The organism is Pseudomonas sp. Pmew2 (assembly GCF_058129885.1).
In genome coordinates this window covers 1,027,368-1,049,718 of sequence record NZ_CM176702.1, presented here as the reverse complement: position 1 = coordinate 1,049,718, position 22,351 = coordinate 1,027,368, and the positions used below count along the sequence as shown (strand labels likewise).

Annotated in this window: 16 protein-coding genes and 3 pseudogenes; 11 read left to right on the top strand and 8 right to left on the bottom strand. The window is 55.2% G+C overall.

Features of this window, described 5'->3' with window-relative positions; all coding sequences use genetic code 11:
- Positions 1–60: 60 nt before the first annotated feature.
- The 3 genes from AC4ANK_RS04785 to AC4ANK_RS04775 form a co-directional block, all read right to left on the bottom strand.
- Complete coding sequence (locus tag AC4ANK_RS04785) at positions 61–2,607, bottom strand: putative bifunctional diguanylate cyclase/phosphodiesterase (protein ID WP_460383504.1); 2,547 nt, start codon at positions 2,605–2,607, stop codon at positions 61–63.
- Positions 2,608–2,638: 31 nt separating this feature from the next.
- The gene (locus AC4ANK_RS04780; RefSeq protein ID WP_031597931.1) at positions 2,639–3,460 is read right to left on the bottom strand and encodes a phosphate/phosphite/phosphonate ABC transporter substrate-binding protein; all 822 of its coding nucleotides are present in this window, start codon (positions 3,458–3,460) and stop codon (positions 2,639–2,641) included.
- 292 nt (positions 3,461–3,752) lie between these two features.
- Positions 3,753–4,883, bottom strand: a complete 1,131-nt coding sequence (locus tag AC4ANK_RS04775) for an ROK family transcriptional regulator (RefSeq protein WP_031597933.1) — start codon at positions 4,881–4,883, stop codon at positions 3,753–3,755.
- A gap of 165 nt (positions 4,884–5,048) precedes the next feature.
- Between AC4ANK_RS04775 and AC4ANK_RS04770 the strand changes: the two genes are divergently transcribed.
- The 10 genes and pseudogenes from AC4ANK_RS04770 to AC4ANK_RS04725 form a co-directional block, all read left to right on the top strand.
- On the top strand, positions 5,049–6,365 hold the full coding sequence (locus tag AC4ANK_RS04770; RefSeq protein ID WP_031597936.1) for an extracellular solute-binding protein: 1,317 nt from the start codon (positions 5,049–5,051) through the stop codon (positions 6,363–6,365).
- On the top strand, positions 6,362–7,255 hold the full coding sequence (locus tag AC4ANK_RS04765; RefSeq protein ID WP_002555448.1) for a carbohydrate ABC transporter permease: 894 nt from the start codon (positions 6,362–6,364) through the stop codon (positions 7,253–7,255). Before AC4ANK_RS04770 ends, AC4ANK_RS04765 begins: the two co-directional genes overlap by 4 nt.
- Positions 7,252–8,145 carry an ABC transporter permease subunit gene (locus AC4ANK_RS04760; protein WP_002555449.1) on the top strand — a complete coding sequence of 298 codons (894 nt, stop codon included), beginning with the start codon at positions 7,252–7,254 and terminating at the stop codon, positions 8,143–8,145. Before AC4ANK_RS04765 ends, AC4ANK_RS04760 begins: the two co-directional genes overlap by 4 nt.
- Complete coding sequence (locus AC4ANK_RS04755; protein WP_002555450.1) at positions 8,142–9,248, top strand: ABC transporter ATP-binding protein; 1,107 nt, start codon at positions 8,142–8,144, stop codon at positions 9,246–9,248. Before AC4ANK_RS04760 ends, AC4ANK_RS04755 begins: the two co-directional genes overlap by 4 nt.
- 6 nt (positions 9,249–9,254) lie before the next feature.
- On the top strand, positions 9,255–10,016 hold the full coding sequence (locus AC4ANK_RS04750; protein WP_002555451.1) for a glycerophosphoryl diester phosphodiesterase: 762 nt from the start codon (positions 9,255–9,257) through the stop codon (positions 10,014–10,016).
- Positions 10,013–10,756, top strand: a complete 744-nt coding sequence (locus AC4ANK_RS04745; protein ID WP_002555452.1) for an inositol monophosphatase family protein — start codon at positions 10,013–10,015, stop codon at positions 10,754–10,756. The genes AC4ANK_RS04750 and AC4ANK_RS04745 overlap by 4 nt, the downstream gene beginning before the upstream one ends.
- Positions 10,756–11,868, top strand: a complete 1,113-nt coding sequence (locus tag AC4ANK_RS04740) for an endo-1,4-beta-xylanase (RefSeq protein WP_031597938.1) — start codon at positions 10,756–10,758, stop codon at positions 11,866–11,868. Before AC4ANK_RS04745 ends, AC4ANK_RS04740 begins: the two co-directional genes overlap by 1 nt.
- Positions 11,869–12,574: 706 nt before the next feature.
- The gene (locus tag AC4ANK_RS04735; RefSeq protein ID WP_058886618.1) at positions 12,575–12,913 is read left to right on the top strand and encodes a hypothetical protein; all 339 of its coding nucleotides are present in this window, start codon (positions 12,575–12,577) and stop codon (positions 12,911–12,913) included.
- A 40-nt stretch (positions 12,914–12,953) separates the two neighbouring features.
- A pseudogene (locus AC4ANK_RS04730) lies at positions 12,954–14,105 on the top strand (IS3-like element ISPsy29 family transposase).
- Positions 14,106–14,122: 17 nt separating this feature from the next.
- Positions 14,123–14,619 (top strand): annotated as a pseudogene (locus tag AC4ANK_RS04725) (IS5 family transposase); the annotation flags it as partial.
- Positions 14,620–14,766: 147 nt separating this feature from the next.
- Here the strand turns inward: AC4ANK_RS04725 and xopD are convergent.
- A complete protein-coding gene (gene xopD, locus AC4ANK_RS04720) occupies positions 14,767–17,022 on the bottom strand; it encodes a Ulp1 family type III secretion system effector isopeptidase XopD (RefSeq protein WP_460383510.1) in 2,256 nt (751 codons plus the stop codon).
- Between the two features lie 181 nt (positions 17,023–17,203).
- On the opposite strand from xopD, the pseudogene AC4ANK_RS04715 reads away from it, so the two are divergent.
- Positions 17,204–17,305 (top strand): annotated as a pseudogene (locus AC4ANK_RS04715) (helix-turn-helix domain-containing protein); the annotation flags it as partial.
- A gap of 162 nt (positions 17,306–17,467) precedes the next feature.
- On the opposite strand, the gene AC4ANK_RS04710 reads toward AC4ANK_RS04715, so the two are convergent.
- The 4 genes from AC4ANK_RS04710 to AC4ANK_RS04695 all read right to left on the bottom strand — a co-directional run bounded on the left by AC4ANK_RS04710 (position 17,468) and on the right by AC4ANK_RS04695 (position 22,246).
- The gene (locus AC4ANK_RS04710) at positions 17,468–18,868 is read right to left on the bottom strand and encodes a site-specific integrase (protein WP_460383512.1); all 1,401 of its coding nucleotides are present in this window, start codon (positions 18,866–18,868) and stop codon (positions 17,468–17,470) included.
- A gap of 171 nt (positions 18,869–19,039) precedes the next feature.
- Positions 19,040–20,146 carry a site-specific integrase gene (locus AC4ANK_RS04705; protein ID WP_002555457.1) on the bottom strand — a complete coding sequence of 369 codons (1,107 nt, stop codon included), beginning with the start codon at positions 20,144–20,146 and terminating at the stop codon, positions 19,040–19,042.
- Positions 20,147–20,278: 132 nt separating this feature from the next.
- Positions 20,279–20,842 carry a single-stranded DNA-binding protein gene (locus tag AC4ANK_RS04700; RefSeq protein WP_002555458.1) on the bottom strand — a complete coding sequence of 188 codons (564 nt, stop codon included), beginning with the start codon at positions 20,840–20,842 and terminating at the stop codon, positions 20,279–20,281.
- Between the two features lie 9 nt (positions 20,843–20,851).
- Positions 20,852–22,246: an MFS transporter gene (locus AC4ANK_RS04695; RefSeq protein ID WP_460383515.1), complete on the bottom strand. Its 1,395-nt coding sequence runs from the start codon at positions 22,244–22,246 to the stop codon at positions 20,852–20,854.
- Positions 22,247–22,351: the final 105 nt, after the last annotated feature.

Here is a 22,351-nt window from a genome sequence, read left to right as displayed (position 1 = left end):
AAACCGAGCGAAAAACGCGCTCGACTCACACTGCATCAGACCGTTTTCAGAAAAATAGCGCTATGTGCCTGGCAAATTACGGCTTGCCACCGCTGCGCGGCAAGTTGATCGGAGCATCCCTAAAAGAGCGGGGTTGATACCGTACCCCTCAACAATGTGCTTGATGGTCTCAGCCAGGCCTTTTACCTGAAGCTGCCTGACGGACAGATTGATGGCGATCGGTACCTGCATGACATTATTTTCTTCCCAGCTTTTTATGGTTTCACAGACGTTGCGGATAACCCACTCGCCGACAGGAATTATCAGGCCAGTGTCCTCAAGAATAGGGATAAACTCAGCCGGAGAAACCATACCCTGCTCCGGGTGATTCCACCGCAGCAAAGCCTCCAAACCACTTATCCTGCCATCGGTGAGGCTGACCTTTGGCTGAAAATGTAGAATAAACTCATCACGATCAAGCGCACCCCGCAATAGCGTTTCAGTTTGCAAGCGCCGAACCAAACTTTCATTCATTGTGGCGTTGTAAAACTTGTAGTTATTACGGCCACTTTTTTTCGCATGGTACATGGCGGTATCCGCATTCTTCAGGATAACGCCAGTGTCACGCCCATCAAACGGATAATTGGCAATACCGACACTCGCTGAAACAAATACATCCTGACCGCCCAGATTGAATGGTTTCCCCAACGCTTCAACAACATGGTTCGCAAGGGCTTTTATAAGGCTTTCGGAATAAACATGATGGGTAACGACGATAGAAAACTCGTCGCCTCCCAGCCGCGCAACCACACTGTTTTCATCAATGCAGTCTTTCAAGCGTCGACCCGCCTGTATAAGCAATTGGTCGCCCACTGAATGCCCCAGGGTGTCATTCACTGCTTTGAATCTGTCCAAATCGATGAATATGACGCTGACTGCATCTGGCACTGACGTTTTCCGACTGATTATCTCGCGCAGATAATTGCTAAGAAACCAGCGATTAGGCAGATGGGTGAGCGAATCATTTTCGGCCAGATAGATTAGCTTTTTCTTGGCGTCATACCGCTCAAGCGCGGCGGCCAACAGGTTAGCAAGTGTTTGAAGGTAGCTCACATCTTCACGTGTAAAGGAGTAGTCAGTGCTGGCATACACCCCAAGAACGCCCTTGAAAACCTCCCTGCAGGATATCTCAATCTCTAGACCACTTCTAATACCGCAAGCCTCCACTGTTTCACCCGGCAGCAGCGTGTACCTGTTATCAGGTGTATCAGAATTAATGACACACCCGGTGGAAGAAGCTGTACCGTTCAAAAAATCATTGTGATAACCACTGCGGACTTCCACGTGGTTCAAGCCAACCTCCGCGTTGAGGATGACCCCATGACTCACTCGATCAACGACTAATAAAGCCGCCTTGCTCAATGTTAATCCTTGCGCAGCAGTCAGTGCTGCCAGCTCACCCAGCGCACTGACGTTTTCTTCTGTCAATGCCTGCTGACCAAACAAGGCGATAAGGTTTTGCCTTCTGGAGTTATCCAGAATCGCGACCTCAAACTCCTTTCGAACAGTAATATCGATATCGATGCAAATATATTTTTCAACGCCGCCCATGTCATCGAGAATAGGTATTATGGTGCGTCGATGCCATGCGTCCTTACCGGTACGCCCCGAAAGCCTGACCTCACCGTTCCACACCTCATTTTCAGGTACCCATCGCCACGGCTCAGAGGCTGAAGACATGCCGGTCCAGACTTCATCGATCTTCAGCTCTAAAAGCTCAGCTCGCGAATGCTGCGAGCTTTTTACGAATCGTTCGTTAACGTAGGTGATACGTCCGGAGGCCGAAACTTCGCAAACGATTGAAACTTCATCAAGGGCATTTTTATGCTGCACCAAGGTATTCATCAGCGAGTCGATACGCAGGCCAAAGTGATTGCGCATACTGGCGGCAGTGCGGTTTACCGCTTTTATAGCCTCCTGTATTTCCATGGGGGCATCAGCGACCAACATAGCTTCAGCGGCCACTGCGCCTGAAGCGATTTCTGCCTCATACGAATGAAGTTTGCCCAGATGGGCAAGCGAACGCTTGATCATGAACCCCATTAAAATCAGACTGATCAGTAAAAAAAATATTGCAAACAGTGTCGCCTGAATCACCAGGCTATAGAGTTCGGTAGCAATTCTCTCGGCATTAAAAGACAGACGCATCACGCCATAATCTTTCCCGCCGACCGTAATCGGGCGATTGACATCGAATAATCTCGCAGCGACTTCGGACTCTATCCACGCAGGGCCCCTTCCAACAGGCGCACTGGCTGCCTGCAGGCGAATGACGCCACCCGACAGGTCAATGAACACGGCCGACTTGAACGGCGAGCGAGCCAAGGTTTTTTCGAGGGTCCTTTTGATGGTGTCGTAATCACCGATGACAACACTTTCCTCTACAGCTTGCGCGGCAACCTCAATGAGCATGTTAGCGGTGTCTTGTATCTCTTCAATATGCTGAAGCAGCTGGTTTTTATAAAACAGCCCCAGCCCTGACGTCAAAAAAGTCAGTATCAGAATGGACAACATCGCCAGTATTCGCGACGTCAGTGATTTGGGCAGCAGGCTTTTAAAGAAATTCATTAACAGCCTCTCCAGCTAAAGTTGAAATTATTTACTTAAGGTTTGCTGGCAAACTGTTATAAAAATCACGATAGGACGCATAATCCGCTTCCGTCGCAGGAATGAAGGTAATCGGTGCCGGTGCATGGACCAGCTCGGTCGCCTCACGAAGAACCCTGCTACCGTCGGGATCGTTTTGCATATTAAAAAATGCGTTGGCTACCGCATCACGTTCTTTTTTAGAAACCCGAGGGGATGCCATGAGGGCCAGGTCATTGAACGAGGCCGAACTCCACAGCACGCGGAACGACTTGCCTTCTCTCTCAGTGTAGCCACTTACAAGCTGTGAGTTGGCCCCCATCGCTTGAGCCTTGCCACTAAAGAGTTGGCTGAAAGCGCCATCCATGTTTCCGGCAAACACGGTAGACGTACTGATCCCTTTCTTTACCAATTCCGAGTTTGTGACTTTATAAGCGATGAACGCTTCCGGTCCCGGATACACAACTTCCTTGCCTTCTAGCTCCGAAAGGCTATGAATGGGCGAGTCGGCAGGTACCACGATCTGCCCCTCGAGGGCAGGCGCGTCACGGCGACCAAACACCGTCCAGCCCATCTTGTCGCGTTCCGGGCTAAAAAGATGGTTAGTAAAAGCGAAATCAACTTCTTGCGCGAGCACATAACTTGTTGTATCAGAGGATGTCCGCCCTAATTTCAGCGTGAGATTCACGCCGCTTTTGTCGGACACATACTTTATGATTGGATTCCAAAAACTGGCTGAAAGATTAAGATTGTACTGATTGACAGGCGAAAAATTGTAAACCTTAAGTTCTTCAGACGCGGCCACATTTGACAAGGAAAACGACAGGACAACCATTATAGCTTTGCAGCCCAGGCATAACTTCACTTGTCAACTCCACATGCAGACTAACGTCTTACCCAACGGTGATGAGCAATAACTTAAGCTCAGTAATACAGTATGATCGGCCGACAACCTTGAATCTTAAGCACCGACTGCATGAAGAAATATTAATCGGCCAGCCCATACACCTGCCTGCCGCGGCTGCGCGATAGTCTTGAACTGTACAGGCCGAGGTGGCTTCTTCTGCATGACCATTGCCTTGGCCGCAACGTGCAGTACCCAGCAATGAGCTATTGCTGACGACAGATCAAACAAAAAACCGCTCTTTCAACGGCACCAGTGCCGCACCGATAGCCGCCGCATCGCCATTGGTCTCACTCAGCAATAACTGAGGCCGAGGCGGTGGCGCGTTGTAGCGGTGGGCTCCCCAGAAAGTCGTTGCCGCAATCAGGCGTCTGCCCAGCTCTGGCGGTAATTGCCCGCCAAACACTACCGCCTGTGGATCGAACAGGCCCGCCAGTGCGTTAACCAGACGATCCAGGGTTGGTTTGACGCGTGCCAGCCAGGTGTCCACGCCGGGCCAGTCAGGGTCGAAGCGCAGGCGCAGGTCTTCGATTGAATCTACCTGTACGCCGTTCTGATGCAATTCATCCAGCAGGTAACGCAAGGCCGGACGGTTTATCGACTCTTCGTCGTTGTAGAGGGTGATCTCGCCCGCGTTGCCGTGGCTGCCGAAATACGGTTTGCCGTTGATCACCACGCCTGCGCCGAAACCGAAGTTGAACGACAGGTAGATGAAGTTGCTGGCCCAGGCCCCCACGCCCACCAGGCTTTCACCGATGGCCGCAGTGGTGGCGTTGTTTTCCAGCCAGACCGGCATGCCGAAGCGCTCTTCGAGTATCGGTTGCAAGTCAATCAATGACCAATCGCGCAGCGGTTCGGGTGCGTTGATCTGGCGGTTCTCAAGAAAAAAACCGGCGATGGCGAAGCCCATGCCAATCACTCGTTGCGCCTCGATGCCATTGCGCTGAAGCATGCGTTCGATGGTCTGATCAAACGAATCCAGCGTGCTGTTGCGGCTCAACGGCGGCGTACGCAAGGTGACCTGTTCCAGCACATTGCAGCCCAGATCGGCGATGCAGACCACTGCCGAATCGGTATTGATCGATACGCCGATGACATACACCGCCTCGTTGACCAGCTCAATGCGCGGGCTGGGCTGACCACGGCCGTTCTTCACTCGCTCGCCGCTGCGCAGCAGGCCTCGGCTGATCAGTTCTTCGATCAGGCGGTGCACCGACTGCTGAGCCAGGTCCATCTCGGTCGAAACCGTGGCGCGGGTGATCACACCTCGACGGCGAAGGATATCCAGCAATTTGCGTTCATTCAGGCTCAGCGGTTGGTGCGCATGAAGTGGCGTATCGAGGTCGAGGGGCATGGAATCTACAAATCAGGGGAGGATTAAAACAGTGGGCGTGTAAAGCAGTGTATCGCCCGCCACCCATTGCACACTTCCATCATGAAAATTTAATAAAAGTCGCGCAGGTCACAAATACTACACACAAGCTGTATTAAATGGCACTGAGTTCTCGTGGGTGTCCTCATGCCTTTCATCAGTAAGACGCTTTCCATGCTGGCGCTGCTGCCGTTCGCTGCTCAGGTCTTCGCCGCCCCCGCCGAGTTCTGGTATAGCCACGGCGGCGCGGCCGGAAGTGCCATCGCAGATTTGTGCAGAAGCTTCAATGCGCAGCGTGAGGATGGGGATCGCCTGCACTGTATCCGCCAGGGCAGTTATGAGCAGACGCTGCAGAAGACCGTCGCAGCGTACCGCGCAGGCATAGGCCCGGCGCTGGTCGAAATTTACGACGTGGCCACGCCTGACATGCTGCTGGGCGGTGCCACTCTGCCTGTCGAGGCCATCATGGCCGGTCATCAAAGGGCCTATTCCGACGACACCTTTCTGCCAGCCTTGCGCCGCTATTACTCCGATGATCACGGCGCTCTGGCGGCCCAGCCTTTTGCGGCGTCCACCGCCGTGCTCTACACGCACCGAAATGCCCTGGCCGCGGCAGGTATCAGCGAGCCCCCCGCCACTTGGGAAGCATTTGCTACCGCCTTGCGGGCCTTAAAGAAAAACGGCCACGCATGCCCTGTCGTCAGCGAATTTTCGCCGTGGATCTGGCTGGAGCAGACCAGTGCAGCGCAAGGCACCGAAGTTGCGGTTCGCGCCGCTGGCACCGAACGCTATCAGTTCGACAAAGGTGCCCACCTGCGCTTGATGAACGACCTGGCGCAATGGACCGCCGAAGGTCTGGTGGTGCACGAGGATTCGACCCGCAGCGGCCAACAGGCGCTGGCTTTCGCCACCGACGACTGCGCCATGCTGATCGACTCCACCGGTGCCTGGAATATCGTGCACAGCACGCTCAAATCCGATATCGATGTCACAGCACTGCCGATTTACGCCAACACCCAACGTCGTACCAACGCTCCCGGAGGTTCCTCGCTGTGGGTGATGCGTGGGCATGCAGCTCGGGATTACAGGCTGGTCTCGGAGTTTCTGGCGTTCGTACTGCAACCGGATAATCAGTTGGTGTTCAGTGCCCGGACCGGCTACCTGCCAGTTACTCAGGCGGCAGCGGCACGGTTGCAATCCGCAGGCAGAGAGCCGTCGGCCGTAATGGTCGGGCTTGCGGCACTTCACGACATTGACGGCCAGCCTTCTAAGCCTTTGCGCTGCGGCTTTATCACGCTGATGCGTCTTGTTTGGTCGCAGGAAATGGAAAACGCGCTCGCCGGTCGCCAGAGCGTTGAACACGCCCTGCGTCAGACAACGCTGCGTGCCAACGAATTGCTCAGTCTGTTTCAGCAGATGCATCAGGCCCAGGCCAGCAACGAGTCAGACGAGGCAACGCCATGAAGCCTCGTGCGCATTTTCCGCAACCGCGCCTGGCGCAGCTGTTTGCCCTGCCCCAATTGCTGGCACTCGGGTTGTTCTTTTATTGGCCTGCAGTCCAGGCAATCTGGTGGTCGTTTCATCTGGTGCCGCCCTTCGGCGGTAACGAAATCTTTGTCGGCCTGAGCAACTATTGGCGAGTGTTGAAAGACCCTGGTGTGCTCGCGTCGCTAGGCTCGACGCTGGTGTTCAGCCTGTCGAGCGTTGTGCTTTCGATCCTCATCGCACTGGTGCTTGCGCTGTGCCTTGAACTGAAACTGCGCGGCAACGCAGTGTTTCGCAATCTGCTGATCTGGCCCTACGCGGTATCGGGCGCCACCATCGGCATTGTCTTTCACGTGCTGGCCAATCCGGTGATGGGTATTTTCGCCTGGCTTAACGCGATTGCCCCCGGCACCTGGGCACCCTACGCCAGCCCGATGCAGAGCATGTTGTTGCTGATCGTGGCGTATGCGTGGTGCCTGGTGCCGTTCAACTTCGTGATGCTGGTCGCCAGCTTGAAGTCCGTCCCCGATGGCTACCTCGCCGCCGCCGCACTGGATGGAGCAGGCCCGTTGCGACGCATGCTCGACATACAGCTGCCGCTGATTGCGCCCTATCTGCTGTTCATGTTTGTCATCGACCTGCTGGAAAGCCTGTCGAACAGCTTCGGACTGGTCGACACCCTCACCCACGGCGGGCCCGGCGATACCACCAATGTGCTGGCCTACAAGATTTACACCGACGGTTTCATGGGCCTGGATCTGGCAGGTTCGTCGACACTGTCAGTGCTCATGTTGCTTGCAGTCGTAGCGCTGAGCATCGCTCAGTTCAAACTCTTGTCCCGCTTCCAGCGCCGTGGGGTGAAAGCATGATCGAGCGTCACCGTTTGCTCGATACGGGCGCTTATCTGCTACTGACGCTCGGTTTGGTGTTCGCGCTGGGGCCGCTGTACGTCGCAGTCTGCTCGGCAACTGTGAGCAACCCACAACTGTTCGCCCACGGCCTTGCGCTGATACCCGGCGACCAACTGCTGGAGAACCTGCAACAAGTCACCCGACGCCTCGACCTGCTGCGCTTGCTGGGCAATAGCCTGCTGGTCGCCACGCTCGTGGTAATCGGCAAGCTGACACTTTCGGCGCTGACAGCATTTGCCGTGGTGTACTTTCGCAGCCGCTACACCTCGGTGATCTTCTTTGCCGTGCTGGGCGCTCTGCTGCTGCCGCTGGAAGTACGCATCATCCCCACGTATGCGGTGGCCAGCGACCTGCTCGGACCGCTACGCAACCTGTTGCAATGGCTGGGCATCCAGTGGCTGCCGGTGCCGACCATCAACCTGCTCGACAGCTACACCGGGCTCGCCTTGCCGCTGATTGCCTCAGCCACCGGCACCTTTCTGTTCCGGCAGTTTTACCAGACGCTGCCCGCCGAACTGGTCGAGGCTGCACGTATGGATGGTGCCGGGCCCTGGCGTTTTTTTGTCGACATTCTGCTGCCGCTGTCGAAGACCAACTTCGCGGCACTCGGCACGCTGGTGTTCATCGGCGCGTGGAAAGACTACCTGTGGCCGCTGGTCGCGACCAATCGCGAGGACATGCGCACGCTGGTGCTGGGCGTCGCCAGCTTTCTGCCGACCGATGCAACCCAGGTCCCCGAATGGAACCTGCTGATGGCCGCCGCCGTGGTCAGTATGCTACCCCCCATCCTCGTCATTGCGCTCATGCAGCGATGGTTTGTCAAAGGCCTGATCGGAGTCGGTAAATGAACGCGCTCACCCCTATTGCCTGCGCGCCGGATATCGTCCTCAAGGGCCTGCACAAAACCTATGGCTCAGGGCACATCCTTCATGGGCTCGATCTGGTTTTCAAGGCGGGCGAGCTTAACGTCATCCTCGGCCCATCCGGGTGTGGCAAGTCCACGTTGCTGCGCATGGTCGCCGGGCTGGAGGACGTCAGCAAAGGGCAGATTCTGATGGGTGGCCGCGACGTGACGCGTCTGCCGCCCAAAGAACGCGGCTGCGCCATGGTGTTTCAGAACTACGCGCTCTACCCGCACATGAGCGTCGCCGACAACATCGGTTACGCGCTGAAGCTGGCACGCATCTCACGCAAGGAGCGCGAACAGCGTATTCGCGAGTGTGCCAGTTCGCTGGGGCTGGAGGAGTTGCTGCAACGCAAGCCCGGAGAGCTTTCCGGCGGTCAGCGTCAGCGCGTTGCGATCGGTCGGGCGCTGATCCGCAAACCGCCGGTGCTGCTATTCGATGAACCGCTGTGCAATCTGGACAGCGCGCTGCGCCATGAAATGCGCCTGTTGATTCGTAATCTGCACCAGCAGACCGGTGCGACGATTCTGTATGTCACCCATGATCAGACCGAGGCCATGACCCTCGCCGAGCGTGTGGTGATTCTCAACAAGGGCCATGTCGAGCAGATCGGCACGCCCACCGACATCTACGATCAACCCGCCAGCATATTCGTCGCCAGCTTCATCGGCACCCCGCCCATGAACCTGCTGCCTGTGCACTGCCTGGACGACAATGTTCTGATACTGGCCGACGGACAACGCCTGCCCATCAAACTCGGCATTGCCAGCAACCGGACAGGCAAATGGCTGATGGGCCTGCGCCCCGAGACCGTCGTGCTCGCCCAGACAGGCGTCACCGCCACCGTGGAGTCCTCCGAAAATCTCGGCAGCCACAGCCTGCTGTATTGCCAGTTGGCCGGAACACGCTGTGTTGTAAGTCTCGCCGAACGGCAGCATCTGATGCCCGGCACCCAGATTCGACTCACCATCCATCCCGCGCCCTTGCTGTTCGATATCGAGAGTGGCCAACGCCAGCTCGTTTCCTTCTCCCAAACCACCAAGTGACCCGCCATGCTCAAACCTGCGCCCCTCGTCCGCTCGTCCCTGATTGCCCATCGTGGTGCCAAGGCTTACGTGCCGGAAAATACCCTGCTGGCCCTGGAGAAAGCCGCCGAGTGCGGCGCCGAGTGGGTCGAGATCGACGTGAAGCTGACCCGCGATGGCCAGCCTGTCGTGATTCACGACGACTTGCTGGACCGCACCACCAACGGGCGCGGCGCTGTCGTGCTTCACGAACTTGAGGCCATCCGCAAACTGGACGCAGGCAGCTGGTTCGCGCCTGAATTCGCGGGCCTGCAGATCCCGACCTTCGAAGAGATCGTGGCCTGCGCGCTGCGCCTCAATCTGGGTTTGCAAGTCGAACTCAAACCGACCATTGGCGACGATATCGAGACGGCGGAAGTGGTGATGCCAATCCTCAAAAGCCTGTGGCCCGCCGACAATGATCGGTTGTTCGTCTCCAGCTTTTCGGTGCGCTCGCTAACTGCCGCCCGCCGCTTGTGGAACGACGTACCACTGGCCATCGCCTCGGTGGTCGCGCCTGCTGACCCGGTCGCTTTGCTGGCCGAATATGACTGCCGAATACTTCACGTACTTGACGACATGCTCGATGACCATCACCTTGTTCGCCTGAAAAGCAGCGGCGTCGAATTCGCCGTGGCTACCATCAACAGCCCGAAACGCGCGCGTTACCTGCTGGAACACGGCGCGCAGTCGATTCTCAGTGATTACCCGGACCTGTTGAACCTGCCGAACGGAGGCTGTCTGCAATGAACAACCGACTCAGCGTCGCCATGCAAGCTGTAGAAAAGGCCACTGGCCTGGCCATGGCGTATTTTAACGACCGCCACACCCTCGACATCACCACCAAAAGCGCGCAAGACCTCGTCTCTCGTGCCGACTTTGAAGTGGAACAACTGCTGCGTGCAGAACTGAGCAAACACTTCCCCGACGATACAATCCTCGGCGAAGAAATGGGCGGCGAATTCATCACCGACGGCTGGGTCATCGACCCCATTGACGGCACCGGCAACTACCTGCGCGGCACCCCATTGTGGGGAATCGCGGTGGCGTACATGTCGGCAGGTGAACCCGAAATCGGCGTCGTCGCCTACCCGGCATTGGGCTACACCCTCGCAGCCCGCACGGGCGATGGCTTGCTGCGCAACGGCGTCCCTTTTGTCCGCCCTCGACCACCCGAGCACCTGCGCATCGCCGGCGTCGGCGAAAACACCCGCTGGGACGCCGAAGAGATGGGCAAACTGCACCTGAGCCTGCGCCGACAGGGCTGGGGCCTGGCAGGCTATCGCTGCGCAACCATAGGCCTGGCGTTCGCCGCGTTGGGGCAAACGGATGGGTACATGGAGAAATTCACCAGCCTGTGGGACATCGCGGCAGGCGCAGTGATTTGTCGAGAAGCTGGATTGCTGTGCACGATTGAAGGCGAGCAGAAGCAAGGGTCAATGACTGTGATGGTCGGGCGTGAGGAGTTGATGGAGATTTTTGGTGCGTAATGCGCCGGGCTAATCGACGCAGTTTTCTGACTGCGTTTGTCCGGCTGCTGGCGTGCCTGCCCTTCGTCAACAGCAGGCTGCTGGCGGCAGAAACCTTTCCCGCATTGCGCCAGCCTGCAGCCGAGAAAGGTATCCGGTTCGGCTTTGCGGTTGATCCGGCAAAGCTGAATGACGATGCGGCCTATCGGCAACTGGTCGCCCGTCAGGCCAGCATCGTAGCGCCAGAAAACGCCTTGAAGTGGCAGACCGTCCACCCCGAACCAGAGCGTTACAACTTCGCACCCGCCGACGCAATCGCGGGGTTTGCGAAAGCGCATGAACAGCGTATGCGCGGCCACACTTTCTGCTGGCATCGCTCTTTACCCGACTGGGTTCACCAAACCGTCACCCCGAAGAACGCCGAAGCGGTGCTGACGGCGCACATCAGTACCGTCGCCAGCCATTATCGCGGTCTCATCAGCGCATGGGACGTCGTCAACGAAGCCATCCAGTTGGAGGATGGCCAGCCTGACGGGCTGCGCAATTCATTCTGGTATCAGATGCTCGGGCCTCGCTATCTGGACATAGCCTTCAAGGCTGCGCACAAGGCCGACCCGGACGCCCTGCTCTGCTACAACGATTACGGCCTGGAAAAGGATACCCATTACGGCGAAAGCAAACGCACTGCCGTGCTCGCCCTGCTGCGCGGGCTCAAGCAGCGCGGCATTCCGATACACGGCCTTGGCATTCAGTCCCATCTGCGTGCAGGCGACACATTTGGTCCGGGCCTTTCCCTTTTTATTCTTGCAGTGCGTGATATGGGGTTGTCGATCCACATCACGGAACTGGACGTCGACGACAGCCTCTTCACGGGGTCCATCGCAGATCGTGATGGATCAGTTGCAGCGACTTATAAGCGGTATCTCGACGTGGTGCTTGCCACGCGCTCGGTATCTACCGTTGTTACGTGGGGTGTTTGGGACAGCCCGCATGTTGCAGGCGCCACGGCCAGCAACGGGCCGTTGGCACAGCGGGCATTAGCGTTTGGCCCGCGAGGTGAGGTGAAGCCGGCGAGCTGGGTGATCGCGCATTGTTTCGAAAACGCGCAAACACAGAAGGATGCGCGGTTTTAGGCGTCAAGGCAGCAGTGCTGCCATAGTGGTTCAGCGCTTTCTGATACCTGAAAACGACGAAGCCCCCGATAAACGGGGGCTCCGGGTCTGGACCTGAACAGCAGGGTCCAGCGATATCCTAGAACGGTTCTACTCACTAAAAAACTGTCAACAACGCAGATTTCCTTTTAGATCAGGCCTGTAGAGTTCAGCAGCGTGACAGCTTTCAAAAAACCGTAAACACAGCGAGACTTGAGGCACGAGTTGTTTACATATTCCTGATTCAGTTCGTCGCCCGCTAGCCCGCAACCGGACCGCGACTGCCAAGTCTGGGCGGTCCTAGACGACACAAAAACGCGCTCACGCTCACCCGGTTAATGACCTTTTCAACTGCAGGAGCAGGCCATGGGATTCCCGGGCGCACATTTGTCGCAATGGGTTTCCCAAGCGAGGTAGAATTCCTCCACCATCTTTTGGCATCCAGTGGTAGTTGGAAAACCACCCCAACAACGCAACCCTACGAATTGCGTTCAGCAAACGCTGATCTGGCCAAGCGTTGAAATCCACTCGAAAGCGTTAGAGCGCGAATCCGTGAGTAGTCTGGTGCCCTCCTCGGAGCCTAGAAAACCAAGCGCCAGGGCCCAGAAATGCAATCAAAGCGGAGTATGGCAGCTACGCCCATAATGATATCATCGCGACACTAGGCACCAACCGAAGGGATTTCACGTTGAGCGAGTTAGCAGAGCCAAACAGCGCAATTTCATCATGGAGTGGTTTCGTATATCAGGGTAAAGTTGCCCTCTACTACTCTTTAAAATTACTCACTGAAGGCGTAAGAGACTTCGAGCTACAGTTAGACAGCACCGACGACTTCGCAATATATAAAGACGGAAAACTTCTGAGCGCCCACCAAGTTAAAGCAAAAGTTGGCTCAACCAGAGGCAGCTACACCAGCGCACTAAAAAAGTCTGCAGAAGTTGATGACCATAGAAAAGCTGGAACCAATCGATACATACACGTGTCCGTGAAGATAGACGACACCTCTGAATCGCCCCGGGTTTTGTAGACACCTCCATGCCTTAAACTGAGGCCAATCAGGAGGTGCCATGAGCAACCCACGTTATCCCGAAGAATTCAAAATCCAAGCGGTCAATCAAGTGACCGAAAAGAAGCTGCCTGTCGCTGATGTGGCGGGCGCGTCTTGGCGTGTCGACGCATAGCCTCTATGCCTGGATAAAGCGCTACAGCAAACCTCAGGCAGAACGGCAGCAAGACGATGATCAGCACGCTGAACTGCGTCGTCTGCGAGCGGAACTCAAGCGGGTCACTGAAGAGCGAGACATCTTAAAAAAGGCCGCCGCGTACTTTGCCGAGGAGTGCGGCTGAAGTACGCCTTTATCAAGCAGCGCGCGGGCGACTACTCCATTCGACGGCTTTGCCTGACGCTGAAAGTCCATCCCAGTGGTTATTACGCTTGGTTGTCTGAGCCGCAATCTGCACGCGCTAAAGACGACCAGCGATTGCTCGGTTTGATCAAGCACTCGTGGCTGGAGAGCGGCGGAGTTTATGGCTATCGCAAAATCCATGACGACCTGCGCGAGGTCGGTGAAGATTGTGGTCGGCATCGTGTGGCGAGGTTGATGCGTCTTGAAGGTCTGCGCTCTCAGACAGGGTATCGACGTCGCCCTGGAAAGTACGGCGGTAAGCCAGCGGTCGCCTCACCCAATTTACTGAAGCGCGAGTTCGATGTCGTGGAACCCAACAAGGTTTGGGTCACCGACATCACCTACATTCGTACGTATGAAGGCTGGCTGTATTTGGCGGTGGTGCTGGATCTGTTTTCTCGTCAGGTCGTTGGCTGGTCAATGAAGTCGCAGATGACCAGTGATTTGGCCATTGATGCGTTATTGATGGCGGTTTGGAGGCGAAAACCGAAACAAGAGGTGATGGTTCACTCCGACCAGGGCAGCCAGTACAGCAGCTCCGATTGGCGCAGTTTTTTGAAGGCAAACAATTTGGTTGCCAGCATGAGCCGCCGAGGCAATTATCATGACAACGCCGTGGCTGAGAGCTTTTTCCAGCTTCTGAAACGGGAACGAATCAAGCGGAAAATCTACACCTCACGGCAAGATGCTCGTAGTGATGTGTTCGATTACATCGAGATGTTCTACAACCCAAAACGCCGCCATGGTTTCAACAATCAGCTGTCACCGGTAGAGTTTGAAAAACGTTACGCAATGAGCTTGCAAGGTGTCTAGAGAATCCGGGGCGATTCATGGAGTGGGTCTTCATTGATGGCAGCTATGCCAAGGCTCATCAGCACAGCGCAGGTGCTGCCAGCACGCAGGACCAGGCCATCGGAAAAAGCCGAGCCGGTACACCAGCAAGATTCACCTGGCTGTAGACGCTTGTGGGCTGCCTATTGCATTTGACGTGACCACAGGCCAGCCCAATGATTGTTCGCAGGCGGCCTCGTTGATTGCCAAGGTGCCCGATGCAGAAGTGATCATTGCGGACAAGGGCTACGACACTGAAGCGATACGCGCTCAGGTCGAGCAGCAAGGCAGCAAAGTGGTGATTCCACGAAAGCGCAATTCTCTGAAAGGGAACGCAGATCTGGACAAAGGGTTATATCGCAATCGACATCTCGTAGAAAACGCCTTCGCCCGGTTGAAGCATTTCCGGGCGGTGGCTTCTCAATTTGACAAACTCAAGAGAAACTATGAAAGCGTCATAGCAATGGCCTGCGCTTTTCTGTGGCTACCAATGTGAAACGGGAACAGACCCTAGGTCAATCGTCCGCGTTGGAACTCAACGTAAAACCGGGAGCATACAAGGGGACGCCTGAGAAAACGGATTTTAAAGTACTTTAAGCTGATTTCAGTCGTCGTAATGGTCGAAATCTTCCTCCACAGCGCACTATTCGGTTCGTTTCAATATCTCGACGACATGATCCCGATTTGGTCTAACTCCTTTGAGGTCCATACCTTCAGGTTGAAATATCTGGCCGCTAACCGTCCTGCGCGCTAATGCCTCAATTCCAGTGAGAACATGGTCAGCGCACGAGTATGTGTCTCTCTGCCGAGCAATCGGCATGCCCATTGGGGCATTTGCTACACCCATACTCATTGCTATTCGTCTTGCCAAGAAGTACTGAGATGTATTAGTGGCGAGATGGGCTGTCTCGGGGGAAACCATTGAGTCATAGTGAAAGGCTTGTCCTGTTTGTCTATTGACGCAAAGCAGCGACCAGTGCTGATTATTATTATTTACAGGCATTAGCAGAATCGGTGGCGTATTGCGGCCTGTGAGATGAGGAAGAACTTCATTGCGTAGCCGTTGGTCTCCTTCTACCAAAAGTCGAACTTGTTGAGGATCAACGAAATTCAGTAGAGCCGCCCGAGGGTGACCTTGCAATTCTGCCTCAACGTATCTAGTGTATCTAACGATGTCACTGTCCCAAAGCCAAGGATCGTTAGCCAAACGTTGGATAATGTCAATGGTAGCCCTAGACGATGAACTGTCCACATCTAAAACTTCATGCTGTTGAGAGGGACCTGTGACGTCCTGGTAAGATAAGGAATTGATTGAAGAAAGATCGCCAAATATAGAGTCCGACATTTCTGTATCAGGCTGCTGTAAAGGCCCGGTTATTGCCTGCGGCGTATCTGGATCCCAGCCCCAACCTGACCAATCTGAATTTGGCAACGTAACAGATGAGTGCTCAAGTTGGGCTGACCACGAGTCTTGAGGTACCAGGGGCCAACCACTCAAAGGTGTGGGCGGAAACATTGAAGAATAGGAGGATTTCGCTGGTGAATCAGGGTACTGGTTTACGGATCCCCCCGAAGCGGATGGCTCCGCTCCACCTTGGCTTTCAAGCCAAGACGGATGCAGGCTCAATTGGCTGAAGCCGGTAAAGCCGGAGACATGGTGGATGGAATCAGTCTGGGAGTCGGCCACCATTTGCCGAGCTCGACGTAGTGTTGTTCTCATAGTCCTGGCAAAGCTCGCGCTCTTTGCATGCGTATAGAGATCCAATTCGATATCCAAGCCTTCGTCCCTGTTTTGAAGACGGGACGCCAAGGATATCGGCGCGTGCCTTTCCTGTTGCAGCCAAGCACTAAACGAACGCAATGAGCTTGCCTGCACGGAGGCGCCATCTTCTTTACCGCGACGGTTAACCTTCCCGCCATATCCCTGCTTTCTCAACCAAACTGCAAATCGCTCACTGAGTAGCCGATCGGCCTCTGGAAGCACACGGGTGTTTCTCTTGACGGCATACACCTTAACTCCTGTAAGGTCAAAGTGTCGCAGATGCTTCAGTGCCGGAACCAGCTTGTCAGGGCCCGTTGCTTCTTTGGTGTACATTCTAGCCAGGGCTGTCAAATGGCCCGAGTGCAGGCTATCCTCTTCGCACAACCCTTGTTCGCCCCTTTCACCGAGCCATGTGCTAAAGCGTTTCAAGTGATCTAAGTAACCTTTAGAGGTCACATCATCTTCGGGAAAAGCCTCACTGATTAGCCATTCATCTTCATTTGTAATTTGAATAGACTCCCGATCGAAGCCCTGGATAGTCACCGCTCCACTTTTGTTAGTGACCGACTCCCTAAGATAGTTCAATACCGTTAATGGAAAATGCCATTTTTGCGTCCGCGCTACAAATTCTTTTAGGTCCTCCGCTAGTCCATCATCAAACAGCCGGGCATGCAAACCAGGCTTGCCGGCCATCCTGAGCCAAGTGCTAAACTTAGTCAGGGTTTTTTTGTAAATTAGCACGGTGTTCTCGTTACTCTCACCAGCGTCGGCGCTTATATGAAACCTTGCGATGAGTTCCTCATCCTCCGGATATGGATTTTTTCTGCCGCCATTTCTAAACGATATATTTTCAAGGTGTTCGGGAACAGAATGCATCCCTGCTATTATCTCTGGCGTTTTTGAATGCACGTGCTGAGCATAAGCCTGTATTTCTGCTTGTTCAACTAGATGTCGGCCGCGGTATTCTTCTTGCTGAATGAGGTGCCGATGACTTTTCTGCCGGTCCTGTGACTCTATACCCTCGGCATGAACTGTCAAAGTGCTATCGAGTGGAGGGAGTTCTTCAGTCCCGATTTGCGCCTCTTGGAGTCTCCGGTATGCATCTAGATTGTTGCTCCAGTTGTTAAAGTTCCACATTGGATTATCCTTAAAGTCAAAGGTTTTAGCAAAAACCGTTCAGATTTAAACTATCACATACCGCATTTCATGCCAATGAGATACCACTAAAACCCGGTAATTGAATTATAGTTCTCTACTCAAAAGGAAAGGCGGCCGCAAAAACTGAGTGCAACACCCCTACCTCAGGTAAGGTGCGGCAATGTCTTATACCGAACTCAGCATAGAAGAACGCGTCGCCATTCAAATCGGACAATACCGAGATCTCAGTCAGCGAGAGATTGCTCGTCTGCTGGGGCGTAGTTGTAACGACCTGCAATCGAAATGGCCTCGACCTGCCCCCATCCGCTTCGACCTGCAATCGAGCACAGCCGAGCAGGATTAATTGCGACTGAAGGCTGTCGACTGTGGCAACTATCGAGCTTAAATTCCTATCTTTTCGACACAACCTGACAAATCTATAGAATTAATCCTCAGGAAAAAGAACTTCGTCTGGTTTTATACGTAAGTGCCCCATAAAACCACACGGTCCGTCGCGACCACAGTTTCCCATTGGCTTCATAGTTTCGTCGAAGCGGGGGTCGACAATGCGGCTCGTTGGGTCATCGCCACGGGTTGCCGCTGACTCGCTAATAATGACGGCGCCCGCAAAGGCGTGGGCGAGCGGAGCCATTCGAAGCGCCACGGCACGATCAATCCGCTCGATGATTTCCGGCGTAGCCTTTACATAGATTCCGACATTTTGAGTGTCGCTGTGGTCGAGCAATTCAGCGATGATCAGCTCGCCATGGCCTTCTCTTGCCGCAGACGTTGCCACTGTATGTCGTAGCCGTTTCGAGGTAATTTTGATGTGCTCGCCGGTTCGCTCCGAATACACCCGCAAAGCCTCAAAAACCGATCTGACTCTGTTACCGATTTCCTTAGGTGAAGTGTGTTGCTGAAAACCTGGACGAACTTTTTTTGTCGTCTTCTTTTGGGGAAACAGCGGCGCTTGCGATGGCCCAATGGTGAACTCGTCGCCATCCCCGAATCGTGTGCGCACACTACTCGCGTAGTCTATGAGCATTTTTCCGATGCTGGGGGTGATCAGTCGCTCCTTGAACTGCTCCCGTCGGGCCTCCGCCCGCCCCTGCTTAACCCTAGGCACACGAAGTACATACTCGGTAGCCCCATCAGCCTTCGTAATTTCCCTGACATCGCCTACCTTCAACATTGCGTATTGGATGTTCCTCTGTCCCAAGAGCAAACAAAGCCAGGCCAAAAGATAGTCATCCAGAGCAATCGTCCTGGCGGCAAAGGCATCGTTCAGTGCCACTTGCGTGGCCGAGCGCTCAATTTCAGTAAGCGGTCCTTTGAGCGGGTCCATCGTCAGGACTGCAGTGCCCTTGCGGTTCCCTTTGAGGCGAATACTTTTCAGAAAGTGCACGGCAGATTTCGTCACGCCAAGGACGCCCAAACCCTCCCATTTCTTGAAAAAGGCGCTCAAGGCTCCCAACTTCCACTCGGTTTCCTTTGTTAGGGAAGCTCGAAAGCTAGCGAGCGGCGGCGCATCGATGATGCTGACCGGCCGACCCTGAGCAGCAGATATCGATTCCAGCAATCGCCTAAAATGGTCAAACAGGCTTACAACCGTCATCGCCTCCGCGTTTTCGGCATACCACATCAAGGGAAATTTCGCAGCTGCGATTAACTCATCTGTCGCACATTCCCTTAGCCTCTCGAAATTCACACTGATTGAGTAGAGACCATCATGGAACGTCCAGCGCTTGGTTCTCGGATCGAAAACTGCTCCGCTGAGCGCCTTCACGGTGTGTGGCAGGGTCAGACTACCCAACGGTTGGCTGGTAATCGCTGGTTTTTCAGGCATCACTCAGTACACCCTCAACTTGCTTAGTTTGCATCGCCAAAGACACTTGCTGAGCTTTCAGCCGGACGTGCCGACGGGTGTAATTGACAGAGGTCTTCGAGGTCGGTGCCCACCCCATCAAGAACGAACGCATGCGCTCCTCTTCGGCTTCGGAGACCTTCGCTATGTCCATTATCTCCGAGAAGCGATCATTCCACGTGTGGCGAAGACATGCGGAGTCACAGCATCGAACTCGCCATTAAATGCATTCCGAAGTTCGGCGAAGATCGCATTTACGGCACTGAGCGACAGAGGCGCACCTGTGCCCATGGCGATGAACAGGAATGGGTGAAGTCTTGCGCCCTCAGTGGTTCGGCGTGTGTTCGTTATGTATTCGTACGTCAGTTTGCAAAGGCCGGGGGACAACGGAATCTTTCGATCACGGGTCTTGACCAGTGGCTGGTCCTTTCGAGGGTCTTCCGGATCGTCTGCTCGCCTGACCACCGTCAGCTCCTCCGACTGAAAGTTAATGTCGGGAATCTTTACGTTCAACACTTCGCCGCGACGAAGGCCAAGCTCATAGAACCACCGCACCAGCAGAGCGTTTCGAATGCATGTGCCTTCTCCTTTCCAAGGATTCTCCGGCGATGTTGGCGACGTAATATTGAGAAGTCGCTCCGCCACCTGTGGCTGAAGCCCTTCCCGCTGCCCGACGGTATTCCGGCCTTTATGACGTGGCAGCCGCGCGTCCAGAGCATCTTTGCAGGACGTCCATTCATTCCAAAGCCGCTCACCCTCAGCCGCACCCGAGTGATAGCGAGCCATGTGGTATCTCACCAGCCAATCAAGATAGTCGCGGATGACCCGAATACGGTTAGCTGCGGTATGGCCCGCCACCTCAGTTGGTGCAGGTTGTCGTTGAACAAGGCGCACACTTTCCCCGGAGATTCTTCGAACGGATTTCTGGGAAGGAGGAATTGAATTTCGCTTCAGTTGATCAGCGACAGGCCGCTTGCAGTGCCGGACAAGTTCGTCGAGCTCGCTTAGACGAAAAACTCTGCTCTGTCGGATCCGCTGCTCAATATCAATCCCACTCGAGTCGAGGAATAGCTGCAATACCATGATCGACCGCAAGACTTGGTCAATCGTATTGCTCGCTCTGTTGGTAGCCCGAATCTCGCTGAGCACGTAAACAGACGGCTCGAATAGGGGAGCACCCGTGGCCATTGCAATCAGCACCGGTAAGCGCTCCCCGGAAGTCAACACGAGTGTCTTTACCGCGTAGGGATTGAGGGCCATTTGTTTACACCTTCTAAAGGTAAACGCTTAACAAATGTAGCTCTTATCCCGCAAAAATCTGTAAACAATAAAAAAGCGAAGCCAAATCAATGGCTTCGCTTCACATGTTTACTGTTCTGAAGAACCTACACTTCAGAACGGAATATCATCATCAAAGCTATCAAAGTCAGCAGCTGGCTGCGGCGCTTGTTGTTGCGGCGCCGGGCGCGAGTCGCGCTGTGGCGGCTGCTGGTTGTAGTTCTGCTGAGGTGCAGACTGCTGCGGCGCCGATTGCTGAGGGCGCGACTGCTGTGGACGCGGTGCGGACTGGTTGTAGTTGCCGCCGCCCTGACCTTGTTGGGAGTCGCCTTGTGGACGGCCGCCCAGCAGTTGCATGGTGCCCTGCATGTCGACGACGATTTCAGTGGTGTAACGCTTGATGCCGTCTTTTTCCCATTCGCGGGTCTGCAGCTTGCCTTCGATGTACACCTGCGAACCCTTGCGCAGGTATTCGCCAGCGATTTCGGCGACCTTGCCGAACATCGATACGCGGTGCCATTCGGTCTTTTCGACTTTCTGACCGCTCTGCTTGTCAGTCCATTGTTCGCTGGTTGCCAGACTCAGGTTGGTCACGGCGTTACCGTTAGGCAAGTAGCGAACTTCGGGATCCTGGCCGCATGTACCGACCAATATGACTTTGTTAACCCCACGGGCCATAACGTTCTCCTAGGCTTCGCACGCTTCTGACGCTGGATTGACCAGCTTTTCGAGAGAGGCACGATCCAATAATTTTGTGTCGAGTTTTATGTAGATGGCTGCCTCTTCCGCAACCACCACTGCATCTGTCACGCCTGCTACGGACATTAAACGCTCTGCCAGGCCTGCTTCACGCTGCGCCTGCGGCGACAACGGCAGACGTAGGCTGGTCACGTAAGGCGGTTCTCGCATGGTCACTGCGAAGGCGAGCCAGACGGCGGCCATGGCTGCACCACCCAGGAACACCACATCGAGCCCACCGTGCTGGAACAACCAGCCGCCCAGTATCCCACCTGCGGCCGAACCAAGAAACTGGCTGGTGGAATAAACTCCCATTGCCGTGCCTTTTCCGTCGGCCGGTGAAACCTTGCTGATCAGCGACGGCAACGACGCTTCCAGCAGGTTGAACGCAGTGAAGAATACCACTGTCCCGATGACCAGTGCCCGCAACGTGTCGCCGTAGGCCCAGAAGAATAGCTCAGCCAGCATTAAAACTGTGACGGCGCCCAGCAGAACGCGCTTCATTTGACGTTTCTTCTCGCCATAGATGATGAACGGGATCATCGCGAAGAAGGAAACCAGCAAGGCGGTCAGGTAGACCCACCAGTGCTCTTCCTTGGGCAAACCGGCTTTTTCGACCAGCGCCAGCGGCAACGCCACGAAGCTCGACATGAGCATGGCGTGCAACACGAAGATACCCAAATCCAGGCGTAGCAGGTCGGGATGACGCAAGGTCGCCCCAAGGGCCTGTCTGGCAACGCCGGATTCGCGGTGCATCAACGGGCCATTGGCCTTGGGCACCACAAACGCGACGATCAGAAGACCAAGCAAGGCCATACCGCCTGTGGCCAGGAACAATCCCGAAAGACCGAACATGCCGGTGATCACCGGGCCGACCACCATGGCGATGGCGAACGACAGACCAATGGTCATGCCGATCATGGCCATGGCCTTGGTGCGATGCTGTTCGCGGGTCAGGTCAGAGAGCAAGGCCATGACCGCGGCGGAAATCGCGCCGGCACCCTGCAGGATGCGCCCGGCGATGATTCCCCAGATCGAATCGGCATTTGCCGCCACCACGCTGCCAATCGCAAAAATGATCAGCCCAAGGTAAATAACCGGTCGCCGTCCGATACGGTCGGAAATGATCCCGAACGGAATCTGCAGCACTGCCTGGGTCAGGCCATAAGCGCCAATCGCCAGACCGATCAGTGCAGGGCTCGCGCCCGCCAGGTCCATGCCATAGGTTGCCAGAACCGGCAAAACCATGAACATGCCAAGCATGCGGAACGCGAACACCAGGGCCAGACCGCCTGCTGCGCGGGTCTCGCCGCTACTCATACGCTCGCTGTGGGTATCGTGCATGGAATAACCTCGTGTGAACCGGCGGCGATTCTACCAGTCCCATCGTGGTACAGCACATACGCGACGCTTTGCCGCGTAATGGCTCGGAGCCTTATACTCCGTCGT

Coding starts and splice junctions, on each gene's coding strand:
- AC4ANK_RS04785 (WP_460383504.1), bottom strand. CDS start 2,607: ATGAATTTCTTTAAAAGCCTGCTGCCCAAATCACTGACGTCGCGAATA.
- AC4ANK_RS04780 (WP_031597931.1), bottom strand. CDS start 3,460: ATGGTTGTCCTGTCGTTTTCCTTGTCAAATGTGGCCGCGTCTGAAGAA.
- AC4ANK_RS04775 (WP_031597933.1), bottom strand. CDS start 4,883: ATGCCCCTCGACCTCGATACGCCACTTCATGCGCACCAACCGCTGAGC.
- AC4ANK_RS04770 (WP_031597936.1), top strand. CDS start 5,049: ATGCCTTTCATCAGTAAGACGCTTTCCATGCTGGCGCTGCTGCCGTTC.
- AC4ANK_RS04765 (WP_002555448.1), top strand. CDS start 6,362: ATGAAGCCTCGTGCGCATTTTCCGCAACCGCGCCTGGCGCAGCTGTTT.
- AC4ANK_RS04760 (WP_002555449.1), top strand. CDS start 7,252: ATGATCGAGCGTCACCGTTTGCTCGATACGGGCGCTTATCTGCTACTG.
- AC4ANK_RS04755 (WP_002555450.1), top strand. CDS start 8,142: ATGAACGCGCTCACCCCTATTGCCTGCGCGCCGGATATCGTCCTCAAG.
- AC4ANK_RS04750 (WP_002555451.1), top strand. CDS start 9,255: ATGCTCAAACCTGCGCCCCTCGTCCGCTCGTCCCTGATTGCCCATCGT.
- AC4ANK_RS04745 (WP_002555452.1), top strand. CDS start 10,013: ATGAACAACCGACTCAGCGTCGCCATGCAAGCTGTAGAAAAGGCCACT.
- AC4ANK_RS04740 (WP_031597938.1), top strand. CDS start 10,756: ATGCGCCGGGCTAATCGACGCAGTTTTCTGACTGCGTTTGTCCGGCTG.
- xopD (WP_460383510.1), bottom strand. CDS start 17,022: ATGTGGAACTTTAACAACTGGAGCAACAATCTAGATGCATACCGGAGA.
- AC4ANK_RS04710 (WP_460383512.1), bottom strand. CDS start 18,868: ATGCCTGAAAAACCAGCGATTACCAGCCAACCGTTGGGTAGTCTGACC.
- AC4ANK_RS04705 (WP_002555457.1), bottom strand. CDS start 20,146: ATGGCCCTCAATCCCTACGCGGTAAAGACACTCGTGTTGACTTCCGGG.
- AC4ANK_RS04700 (WP_002555458.1), bottom strand. CDS start 20,842: ATGGCCCGTGGGGTTAACAAAGTCATATTGGTCGGTACATGCGGCCAG.
- AC4ANK_RS04695 (WP_460383515.1), bottom strand. CDS start 22,246: ATGCACGATACCCACAGCGAGCGTATGAGTAGCGGCGAGACCCGCGCA.